At 71.5% G+C, this 10,316-nt stretch carries 10 protein-coding genes and 1 pseudogene; 6 read left to right on the top strand and 5 right to left on the bottom strand.

Annotation, left to right across the window (positions count from 1 at the left end; translation table 11 throughout):
- Positions 1–563, bottom strand: a 563-nt coding sequence (locus HY68_RS32055) for a uracil-DNA glycosylase family protein (protein WP_042000422.1), incomplete at its 3' end; no start/stop codon positions are given.
- A gap of 165 nt (positions 564–728) precedes the next feature.
- Between HY68_RS32055 and HY68_RS32050 the strand changes: the two genes are divergently transcribed.
- Positions 729–1,952, top strand: coding sequence for an FUSC family protein (locus HY68_RS32050; RefSeq protein ID WP_041998393.1), 1,224 nt, complete (start codon positions 729–731; stop codon positions 1,950–1,952).
- A 268-nt stretch (positions 1,953–2,220) separates the two neighbouring features.
- Positions 2,221–2,850, top strand: coding sequence for an LAETG motif-containing sortase-dependent surface protein (locus HY68_RS32045; protein WP_198533466.1), 630 nt, complete (start codon positions 2,221–2,223; stop codon positions 2,848–2,850).
- Between the two features lie 347 nt (positions 2,851–3,197).
- On the opposite strand, the gene HY68_RS32040 is transcribed toward HY68_RS32045, so the two are convergent.
- Positions 3,198–3,713 (bottom strand): DUF6328 family protein, encoded by a 516-nt coding sequence (locus tag HY68_RS32040; RefSeq protein ID WP_041998387.1) that lies wholly within the window; start codon positions 3,711–3,713, stop codon positions 3,198–3,200.
- 202 nt (positions 3,714–3,915) lie between these two features.
- On the opposite strand from HY68_RS32040, the pseudogene HY68_RS41210 reads away from it, so the two are divergent.
- A pseudogene (locus HY68_RS41210) lies at positions 3,916–4,942 on the top strand (PHP domain-containing protein).
- Between the two features lie 62 nt (positions 4,943–5,004).
- Here HY68_RS41210 and HY68_RS32030 read toward each other — a convergent pair.
- Positions 5,005–5,733, bottom strand: coding sequence for an ATPase (locus tag HY68_RS32030; protein WP_041998382.1), 729 nt, complete (start codon positions 5,731–5,733; stop codon positions 5,005–5,007).
- Entirely contained in the window at positions 5,717–6,439 is a 723-nt protein-coding gene (locus HY68_RS32025) for a helix-turn-helix domain-containing protein (RefSeq protein ID WP_241778829.1), read from the bottom strand. Before HY68_RS32025 ends, HY68_RS32030 begins: the two co-directional genes overlap by 17 nt.
- A 146-nt stretch (positions 6,440–6,585) precedes the next feature.
- On the opposite strand from HY68_RS32025, the gene HY68_RS32020 reads away from it, so the two are divergent.
- Positions 6,586–6,945, top strand: a complete 360-nt coding sequence (locus HY68_RS32020) for a DUF4190 domain-containing protein (RefSeq protein ID WP_107070247.1) — start codon at positions 6,586–6,588, stop codon at positions 6,943–6,945.
- A gap of 72 nt (positions 6,946–7,017) precedes the next feature.
- Here HY68_RS32020 and HY68_RS32015 read toward each other — a convergent pair whose 3' ends face one another.
- The gene (locus HY68_RS32015; protein WP_041998380.1) at positions 7,018–8,079 is read right to left on the bottom strand and encodes an NAD(+)/NADH kinase; all 1,062 of its coding nucleotides are present in this window, start codon (positions 8,077–8,079) and stop codon (positions 7,018–7,020) included.
- A gap of 300 nt (positions 8,080–8,379) precedes the next feature.
- Here HY68_RS32015 and HY68_RS32010 point away from each other — a divergent pair, with 300 nt between their 5' ends.
- Both HY68_RS32010 and HY68_RS41205 read left to right on the top strand, forming a co-directional pair.
- A complete protein-coding gene (locus HY68_RS32010; RefSeq protein ID WP_041998377.1) occupies positions 8,380–9,351 on the top strand; it encodes a PRC and DUF2382 domain-containing protein in 972 nt (323 codons plus the stop codon).
- A gap of 198 nt (positions 9,352–9,549) precedes the next feature.
- On the top strand, positions 9,550–10,316 hold a 767-nt coding region (locus HY68_RS41205), incomplete at its 3' end, for a serine/threonine-protein kinase (protein WP_042000413.1).

Below are 10,316 nucleotides of genomic sequence, written 5' to 3'. Positions count from 1 at the left end.
GGCCGGGGCACCGACCAACCGGCGGCCGCCAGCGCCGGGAAGACGGCCTGCCAGCCGAACGCCCCGAGCACCACGAGGGAACGCGCCGTGGGCCGCAGCAGGGTCAGATCGCGGACCAGCCAGGGCCGGCAGGTGTCGCGCTCCTCGGGGGTCGGCTTGTTCTCCGGCGGCGCGCAGTGCACCGGCGCCGTCATCCGTACGCCGTGCAGCCGCATGCCGTCGTCTGCCGAACGCGAGTCGGGCCGGCTCGCCAGCCCCACCTCGTGGAGGGCCGCGAAGAGCACGTCACCCGACCGGTCGCCGGTGAACATGCGGCCGGTGCGGTTACCGCCGTGCGCCGCAGGGGCGAGACCGACCAGCAGCATCGCCGCGTCCGGGGGACCGAATCCGGGCACCGGGCGCGCCCAGTATTCCTGCCCGGCATAAGCGGGCAGTCCTTCGGCCGCTTTCCGTTCCCGCCAGGCAACCAGACGCGGACAGGCACGACAATGCGTCACCTTCTCGTCGAGTTCCGTGAGATCGCCGGCGCGCGTCGCCTCTGCCAGGGGGAACCCCGCGTTCATTTCGAGCCTCGCATTCGGAACGGCGGTGCGTACTCCCCCGACGTTATGCGCCGCTGCTCCGTATGGACGCGACCGGGCGGGGTATTCGCGTCTCTCCGTGCGCGGTTCCGGTCCGGAGCGCCCAGGAGGGGGAAAGGTGACGAGGTGCGTGACGTCCGAGAAACAATGAGCGCCCTGCCGGCGGACCTGGTCCGGCTGCGCCGGGACCCGACCGTCGCCCAGACACTGCGCTCCGTCGTCGCGGCGACCATCTCCTACGTGGTGGCGCTGCGGCTGAGCAACGAGGCAGCGCCGCTGACCGCGCCGCTGACCGCGCTCCTCGTCGTACAGGTGACGCTCTACTCCACGCTGACCACCGGCATCCGCCGGGTGAACGCCGTGGTGACCGGGGTGCTAATGGCCATCGCCTTCAGCGCGCTGGTCGGGCTGACCTGGTGGAGCCTGGCCATTCTGCTGCTGGCCGCGCTCGTCGTCGGACGGTTCGTGCGCGCGGGTGAGTTCGTGGTCGAGGTGGGGATCAGCGCCATGCTGGTCCTCGGGGTGACCCAGGTCGCCAACACCGCCTGGGACCGGGTGCTGGACACCCTGATCGGCGCCGTGGTGGGGCTGCTGTTCAACGTGCTGTTCGTCCCGCCGGTCTGGGTAAGCACAGCGGGCGAGTCCATCGAGGGGCTGGCCCGCCGGATGCGCCAGCTGATTCTGCGGGTGAGCGAGGACCTGAGCGCGCCCAAGCCGGTCGGCCTCGCGGCCGAGCGGCTGCACGAGGCACGCCGGCTGGACAACGACATCGCCGAGGTCGACGCCTCGCTGCGGCAGGCGGAGGAGAGCGTTCGGTTCAATCCGCGCGTCAGGGAGGGCCTGTTGCACCGGGTGGTGCTGCGCACGGGGCTCGACACGCTGGAGATCTGCACGGTGGTCCTGCGGGTCCTGGCGAGGACACTCACCGACCTGGCGAAGGCGCGCAGGGAGGAGCCGCTGTTCCCGGAGGAGATCGGTACGGCGCTCGAGGAGCTGCTCGGTCATCTCGCGGACGCCGTGGTGAGCTTCGCCGTGCTGGTCACCAGCGATGTGAGCGCGAGCGCCGAGATGGCCGAGGGCCGGCTGGCCGAGGACCTGGCGGCGGCGACAGCGAGCAGGGAAGAGGTCGCGCAGCTGCTGCTGCTCCGGATTCAGGAACGGCCCCGGCAGTGGCAGTTGTACGGTGCGGTGCTCACCGAGATCGACCGGATGCTGGACGAACTGGACATGGAGAACCGCTCGCAGCGGCTCATGGAGGAGCTGGACCGGTCGTCGCGCGAACAGCGCGAGAAGCACCCCCGGCTGGCGGCCTTCAGGCAGTGGACGGTGGGTGCGCTGCCGCGGCGCGGCCGGAGAACAAAACGGCGCTAACCGGACCAACGCCGGTTCGGCGAAGGCGTGTTGACGAAAACTTTGCCGAATATTCTGTTACCTGTGATGAATACCGGCTGAGGTGCGCAAACTTACCTATCCTGCCGCCCCCGTCCGGCGAATTCCGGGCGTTCCGGCACTCTTTTCGCGCCATCGCGCACGTGGGAAGCGTGAGTTGGGAGGGGTGAGTGATGACGCCAGGGGCGAGGGCGATACTGTGCGCGCGCGCCGTCAATGTGGGCGGCGCCGTTTATCGCGGAGGAATTCTGTGACTGTATTCAGAGGATCGTGGAGGCGCCCCGGCGCCCTCATAACGGTCGCCGCGGCAGGGATGCTGGGAGTCGGCCTGTCGGCCGTCCCGGCCGCCGCGCACACCCCGGCGTGGACGGTGGACTGCTCGTCGGTCACCGTCACGCTGAAGAACTACGACAACAAGGCGGGCAACACCGTCACCGTCACGGACGTGACCGACGGCAGCAAGAAGCTGCTCGACGCCTCCTTCCCGGCCGAGTTCCAGAAGTCGTTCGACCTGGACAGCCACTCGCAGGAGATCAAGCTGCACCTCTCGGTGAAGTCGGCCGACGGTCAGGGTGCCATCGAGGAAGACAAGACCGCGCCGGTTTGCCCCGGCCAGGAGTCCTCGTCGCCGGCCCCGTCCGAGTCGACGCCCGCGCCTGAGACCTCGTCGCCCGCCGTCGAGTCTCCCGCGCCGAGCGAGTCGAGCACCTCCCCCGCCGCCGTGCTGCCCTCCTCGCAGCCCAGCCCGGCCGGAGACGACCTCGCCGAGACGGGTTCTTCCAGCTCCACCCCGATGATCGCCGGCGGCGCCGCTGTCGTCCTCATCGCCGGTGCGGGCATCCTGTGGGCCTCGCGCAAGCGTCGCGCCACCTCTGCCTGATCTCTGTCGGACACCCCCGGCCGTCACGACCGGATCAGCCGTGACCCGGATCTTCCTGTCCTTGTCGCCATGTCGGATCCCGCCCGGACCTTGCACCGCCAACACTCGGCGGCGGCCGGTCGGGACACATCCGGCCGAGAGACGTGGACCGGACGACAGCTCGCCCAGTAGTTAGGGCGCTTCGGTCAGGCTCCACAGGTTCCATTCGACGAGGACCGCGCGCACCGTCGCGCAGGCCAAGGGTGCACGGCGCGGCAGTGTCGGCACGACCGGGGGAACGTCGAGCGGAGTTCGACGCGGTGACAGGCCCCGCGGGCAACCAGCCCGCGGGGCCTTGTCATGTGGTCCTACTCCTTGCCGTCGCGTCCCGCCCAGAGCGGCAGGAACAGCCAGCAGAACAGGTACCAGGCGAAGACCCCCGACACGATCCACGGCACGAGGTGGTTGTGGGTCGCCACCCGCAGGATCAGCAGCAGCGCCGTGACGAGCGTGGCCAGCAGCAAGGAGAGGCCCGTGACGGTCAGCCGGGCGGCCCAGGTCACCGCCCGGGGCTTGATGCGCCGCCCGGAGACGACCCGGTGGAGCGCGACAGGGCCGATCAGTGCTCCGGTGGCGGCCGCGCCCAGGACGACCGTGATCAGGTAGATCGTCGTGTCCGCCTCCGACAGCTGGGCGAAGCGCGGGGTGAAGACCACGGTCAGCAGGAAGCCGAACATGATCTGCACGCCGGTCTGGGCTATGCGTATCTCCTGGATCAGCTCCCCCCACTGACGGTCGGCACGCTCCTCGCGCGTCTCCTCCCTGCCACCGGCCTCCTGCCCGCCGTCGGCGTGGTCTTCGTCCTGGTGCGTCGTCACCGACATGGCGCCCTCCGTGGCGTACAGGTCAAGGTCTGGTCAAGCGATGGGCAACGGGTACCCAATCCGTGAGGCGGCAGGCGGTCCAGGACGAAGCGGAATCCGCGGCGGGATGCGGCGCGGCACGGCGGCGCCGACAATGCCGGAAGGGACCGACAGCCGACCCGACCACCCACCCGACACCCGAGCCGACACGCTGGGAGCGCCCATGGATCCGGTGCAGGCACTCGACAGGATCGCGTTCCTGCTGGAGCGGTCGGGGGCCGAGACCTATCGGGTACGGGCGTTCCGCACCGCGTCGGAGGCGGTCTCCGGCCTGCCGGCGGACGAGGTCGGGCAACGCGCCGCGGCCGGGACCCTCACCCGGGTGCCGGGGATCGGCCCCAAGACGTCGGACGTCGTGCGCGCGGCGCTGGACGGCGCCGTGCCGGACTATCTCAGCCGGCTGGAGAGGGAGGCCGCCGCACCGCTCGCCGAGGGCGGAGAGAAGCTGCGGGCCGCGCTGCGCGGCGACTGCCATCTGCACTCGGACTGGTCGGACGGCGGCAGCCCCATCGAGGCGATGGGCAGGACGGCCGCGGCCCTGGGGCACGAGTGGGCCGTCCTCACCGACCACTCCCCCCGGCTCACCGTCGCCCGCGGCCTGTCGCCCGAGCGGCTGCGCGATCAGCTCGACGTGGTCGCCGAACTGAACGCGGGCTGGGCGCCGTTCGAGCTGCTGACCGGGATCGAGTGCGACATCCTGCCGGACGGCTCACTGGACCAGGAGCCCGAACTCCTCGCCCGGCTGGACCTGGTGGTGGTCTCGGCGCACTCGAAGCTGCGGATGGACGCCCGCGCCATGACGCGCCGGCTGGTCGCCGCCGTACGCGATCCGCACACCGATGTCCTCGGGCACTGCACCGGCCGCCTGTTGACCGGCAAGGGCCGCCCGGAGTCGGAGTTCGACGCCGAGGCGGTCTTCGCCGCATGCGCGGAGTCCGGGACGGCCGTCGAGATCAACTGCCGTCCCGAACGGCTCGATCCGCCCCGGCGGCTGCTGCGCCGCGCGGTCGCGGCCGGGACGCTGTTCGCCGTCGACACGGACGCGCACGCCGGGGCAGCTCGACTGGCAACTGCGCGGCTGCGCACGGGCCGAGGAGTGCGGCGTACCGGCCGACAGGGTCGTCAACACCTGGCCGGCCGAACGCCTGCGGCAGTGGACCCGGTCCGGAGGCGAGATCCCGGACCGGTGACCACGAGCCGGCCCCGGGCCCGAGGCCCGAGGCTCGGGACGCGGGACGCGGGACCCGGTGGATCAGCCGAACAGGCCGTCCAGCCGGCTCTGCCAGGCGCTCTCGATCTGCTTGGCGTCGGCGCCCGGGGCGAAGTCGTGCACGGAGATCCCGACCGGCGCGCCCCAGTGGTTCCTGCCGAACAGCCGGTACATCGCGTCGTCGGTGCGCAGTCCGAGGAAGTACGCGTTGCGGAAGTCGACCACGGCGTCGCCGCTCCGGCCGCCGGGCACCGCGAACGTCACCGTGTCACCCACCGCCGCGTCGTCCGGCACCCCGAGGCCCCGGACAGCCGCGTCGAAGGCATCCTTCGCCGTGGCGGCCGCAGGTCCGTCGACCGAGGCGTACGTGGCGGCGCGGCCGGTGAAGTGCAGCAAGTACTGGCGCAGGGTGTGCAGGTAGAAGTCGGTGTGCTTGTCGGCGCCGTCGTACTGGTTCTCCCAGTCGTCGACGAAGATGCCGCTGTGCACGTAACGCACCCATGAACCGCCTCCCTCCCGCGGCTCGATGACATGGTCGAGCTGGTTGACCGTCTGCTGGTCCATGCCCTCCACGTTCTCGGTCCGCGCGGTCAGCCGGCGCTCCGGCTGCCACGCGGTGACCGTGCCGCCGAACGGCGCGGCGCCGCCCTCGCGGTGCTCGTACTCCAGGGGCCACAGCCAGGCGGCCGTGCCGGCGGTGATCGCGGCCCAGACCTCGGCGGGGCTCGCCTCGACCTCGAACTCGCGGACGATCTCAAATTCCTTCGACATGGTTCCTCCTCCGACCGGACTCCTCGGCCGGCTGGTCGCCCGGCTCTTGGCTGAGTTCGCCGGTGGTTCTGGCAGTGGTTTCGACGGTGTTGTCGGCGGTGGGTCCGGCAGTGGTTTCGGCGGTGGGTTTGACGGTGGGATGCAGCGCGACGACGATCCGGTGGTCCCGGCCGCCCTCGGCGTCCGCCGTGTGGTACTTCGCCACCAGCGCCCCGACGCCCCGGGTCAACTCCTCGACGAACGCGGCCCGGTCGGCCGCGGAGGCGAACCGGACCTCACCGTCGAGCGCATAGGTCGCGAGGCGTTTGCGGGCCTTCGCGGCGCCGGTGATGAGCGTGCCCACGTCGCGTACGAGGCGGGCGGCGACGGCGAGCATCCAGCGGGCGGAGAGCTGGTCGCGGAAGCGGTCCGGGTCGGGCTGGACCGCCGCGAGGGCGAGCGGCGAGATGACGTACGAGGCGGCGGTCGCCCGCATCAGCCGCTCCGTGACGTTGCCCTTCCTGCGCTCGCCGGCCAGCTCCACCAGGTGGTGCCGCTCCAGCGCTTTGAGGTGGTAGTTCACCTTCTGGCGCGGCAGTCCGACCCGGCCGGCCAGCATCGTCGCCGACGCGGGTCCCACCGCCAGCTCGGCGAGCAGCCGCGCCCGTACAGGGTCCAGTGAGACGGCTGCCGCCGTCGCGTCCTCGATCACGGTCACGTCCAACATGACTCCACCGTCTCACCGAACACTTTTTTTGTCCAGAAACATTTGATTGTCGGTGAGACGACCCGGCGCGCGCTTCCCGTTTGATCGCGCCACCGGGGGCACACGGGAGACAGCCTTTATCCGGGACTTACAGGGAGGGGTGTGGCGTGACGCCCACACAGAAGAACGGGATGGCGATCGCGGCACTGACACTGGGGATCGTGTCGTGCGTGCTGTTCTGGACGGTGATCGGCGGGATCGTCCTCGGCATCATCGCCATCGTGCTCGGCATCATCGCGGCGCGCCGGGCCAGGGGCGGCCAGGCACCGCATCGCACCATGGCGATCGTCGGCGCCGTGCTGGGCGCGCTGGGTCTGATCGTCTCCGGGGTGCTCGTCGCGATCGGCGCCTCCATCCTGAACTCGGACGACTTCAAGAACTACAACGACTGTGTGCAGCACGCGAACAGCCAGTCCGACAAGGACCAGTGTGCGAAGGACTACTCGCACGACGTGAAGGACGACTGACCCGGACGACTGACCCAACTGGGCAGTGCCGCAAGGGGGGTTCGGACCTGACCGGTCCGAACCCCCCTTGTCTCACACCTCGTCGGCCGGCGGCATCCGCAGATGCGCCAGGTCCTCGGGGACGGGCCCGTCGGGCCGGAACAGCGGGGCCGACTGGCCGTCGGCCGCCGTCGCCGGCGCGTCGGTGAGCCGGAACCGGTCGCGGAGCCTGGTGTAGAAGTCGGTGGGCCCCAGCCGGATCAGCCGCAGCCGGTACTTGGCCCCGTACACCCCCACCCAGTCCCCCGGCTTCAGCACCCCGCGCAGCTGCCCGTCGATACTGAGCGCCGCGTCGCCCGAGTGCGGCAGCACCCGCAGCGCGACCGGTTCGTCGGGGGCGGCGACGACGGTCCTGCCGAACGTCATGTGCGGCGCCACCGGGGTGAAGACCACCGCGTCCATGTGCGGGGAGAGCACGGGCCCGCCCGCCGCGAAGCTGTACGCCGTGGAGCCCGTCGGGGTGGCCACGATGACCGCGTCCGCCGAGTACGAGGCGAGCAGCCGCCCCGCGATGTAGACGCCGAGGCTGACCTGCCGGTCGCGCGCCAGCTTCTCCAGTACGACGTCGTTGAGCGCGATGGCGTCGAGCGCCATCCCCCAGCCCTCGCCGCCCGCGACGTCGGGGCGGACTTCGGGCGGCGGCAGCGCCGGGCCGCGGCCGTAGCGCAGCAGGGCCTCCATCGCGGTCGGGATCTCCAGCGGCCTCGACGACCGCATGGCCAGCGTCATCCGCGCCTCGACCGTGGCCCTGCCCTCATGCACGGCGTCCAGGGCCCGCCCCACGTCGTTGGCGGGCACCTCGGTGAGGAAGCCGACGCGGCCGAGGTCGACGCCGAGCACGGCCGCGTCGCTCTTGGCCGCTATCCGCGCGCCCCGCAGGAAGGTCCCGTCGCCGCCGAGGGTGACGACGAGGTCGGGATTGCCGGCCGCGACCGCCTCCTCCTGGCCGCCGTGCCGTGGTTCGTGGTCCTTCCAGACGTCGATCTCCTTGCACGGGATGCCGTGGGACAGGCACCAGTCATGGACGACGTCGGCGGCCTCCACGGCCGCGGGACGGCCCTGATGGACCACGACACCCACACGTTGCACTGGCATATCGGCGCTCTCCTCGGCAGTCGCGGCGTCTCAGCAGTCAAGGATCACCGAAGACCCGGCGGCTGACACGGCGCGCCGCGTTCCGGTTCCCCGTTCACCCGAATGGCGGAGTGCGGAACGAGCCGGTGGCAGGGCGTGGATCCCGTCCGGGCGGCGGGCACGGGCGGTCCCCGCCGCCCGTGCGTGCCGTCTGCGGTTGCCTTACCCACCGGGGCGAGGCGCGATGGACGTATGCGCGCCTGACTCCGAGGGGACCGCTCCCTTGGACGCGCTCCCCCACGCAGCAAGGAGTGATGGCAGATGTCAGCCGATGGCGTCTTCAACAACCCCGGTGAGCTGAACGGCTTGACCGCCTACGACAGGGACGGTGACAAGATCGGCAACGTCGGCCAGGTCTATGTCGACGACCGCACCGGCCGCGCCGAGTGGGTCACCGTGAAAACCGGTCTCTTCGGTATGAAGGAGAGCCTGGTCCCGCTGTCCGGTGCCCGGCGCACCGGCGAGGGGCTGCATGTGGCCCACCCCAAGGAAACCGTCAAGGACGCCCCGCGCTTGGACGCCGACGAGCATCTGGACGCCGCCCAGGAGCGTGAGCTCTACGAGCACTACGGCCTCACCGGCGCCGGCGCCGGCATGAGCTCCGGCATGGCCGGGGCCAAGGGCACGGACACCACCAAGGACACCGGCGGGACGACCGGCACCGGCATGGCCGCCGGCGCGGGTGCGGGCGCGGGTGCGGCCGGTGGCGTGGCCGGCGGTGTGGACGCGGGTACCAGCACCGGCCGTGGTGCGGGTACGGCCAAGTCCGAGGGCGTCGGCATGGGCTTCGCGGACGCCGACATGACCGGCACCGGCGACCACCGCAGGGGCGAGGAGCTGATCCGGTCGGAGGAGCAGCTGCACGTCGGTACCGAGGAGCACGAGAGCGGCCGGGCCCGGCTGCGCAAGGTCGTCGTGACGGAGAACATCACCACGACCGTGCCGGTCAGCCACGAAGAGGTACGGGTCATCCACGAGCCGATCACGGACGGCGACCGCACGAAGGGCCGTATCGGCGAGGCCGAGACCCAGGTGACGCTGCACGCCGAGCAGCCGGTCGTACGCAAGGAGACCGTCGCGGTCGAGCGGGTGCGCATGGAGACCGAGAAGGTCACCGAGCAGCAGGAGGTCTCCTCCGAGGTCCGCAAGGAGCAGATCGAGTACGACTCGGGCCAGGAGGGCGACGAGATGGGCGGCAAGGACATGGGCGGCAAGCGCGGTCCCCGTCACTGACGCCTGTCCCGGCACCACACCTGGCATGCCTCCGTGCCCCCGCCGGCCACCGACCGTGGCCGGCGGGGGCGCGCGCCGTCCAGGGGCGCTTCGGGTCCCGCCCGGGTGCGGGGGCGAAGACGGGGGTGGGGGTGCGGGGGCGAAGATGAGTACCCGCGCGCTCCCGCGCCGTGGTGTGCCCCTTTAATGTGGCTGCCCATGGAGAGCTTGGATCCTTCGGACCCGCGGGTCATCGGCGGATATCCGCTGTACGGCAGGCTCGGCGCCGGCGGCATGGGGCAGGTGTACCTCGCGCGTACGCCGTCGGGCAGGCCGCTCGCGCTGAAGACGCTGCGGTCCGAGTTCGGCGCCGACGACGGCTTCGCCGAACGGTTCGACCGGGAGATACGCAACGCCGACCGGGTGCGGTCGCCGTGGACCGTGACCGTCGTCGACTACAGCCCGCCCGGCGCCCGGCCGCAGTGGCTGGCCACCGAGTACGTGGCCGCGCCCTCGCTCGCGGACCGGGTGGAGCGCAACGGGCCGCTGCCGCCGGCCGCCGCGCTGTCACTGGCCGCCGAACTGTGCCAGGCGCTGCGCGCGGTGCACGCGGCGGGGCTCAGCCACCGCGACATCAAGCCGTCGAACATCCTGCTCGGCGGTGAGCGGCCGCTGCTCATCGACTTCGGCATCGCGCGTGCCGCCGACGACTCCCGGCACACCAGGACCGGTGGTGTCATCGGCTCGCCGGGCTATCTCGCGCCCGAGCAGGCGACGTCGGGCAGTTCGGCGGAGCCCGGCGACCTGTTCTCGCTCGCCGCCGTGCTGGTGTACGCGGCGACCGGCCGCAGCCCGTTCTCCCGTCCGGGAGAGACGCCGTCGGCCCCCGCGCTGCTGTACCGGATCGTGCACGAGGAACCCGCCCTGGACGGCCTGCCCGATCCGCTGGGAGCGCTGCTGCGCGGCTGTCTGGCCAAGGAACCCGA

This window comes from Streptomyces sp. AcH 505 (genome assembly GCF_000818175.1).
Lineage (GTDB): Bacteria > Actinomycetota > Actinomycetes > Streptomycetales > Streptomycetaceae > Streptomyces.
The sequence above is the reverse complement of the archived record's forward strand: the minus strand, read 5'-3'. Positions and strand labels throughout refer to the sequence as shown.

Coding starts and splice junctions, on each gene's coding strand:
- HY68_RS32050 (WP_041998393.1), top strand. CDS start 729: ATGAGCGCCCTGCCGGCGGACCTGGTCCGGCTGCGCCGGGACCCGACC.
- HY68_RS32040 (WP_041998387.1), bottom strand. CDS start 3,713: ATGTCGGTGACGACGCACCAGGACGAAGACCACGCCGACGGCGGGCAG.
- HY68_RS32030 (WP_041998382.1), bottom strand. CDS start 5,733: ATGTCGAAGGAATTTGAGATCGTCCGCGAGTTCGAGGTCGAGGCGAGC.
- HY68_RS32025 (WP_241778829.1), bottom strand. CDS start 6,439: ATGTTGGACGTGACCGTGATCGAGGACGCGACGGCGGCAGCCGTCTCA.
- HY68_RS32015 (WP_041998380.1), bottom strand. CDS start 8,079: ATGCCAGTGCAACGTGTGGGTGTCGTGGTCCATCAGGGCCGTCCCGCG.
- HY68_RS32010 (WP_041998377.1), top strand. CDS start 8,380: ATGTCAGCCGATGGCGTCTTCAACAACCCCGGTGAGCTGAACGGCTTG.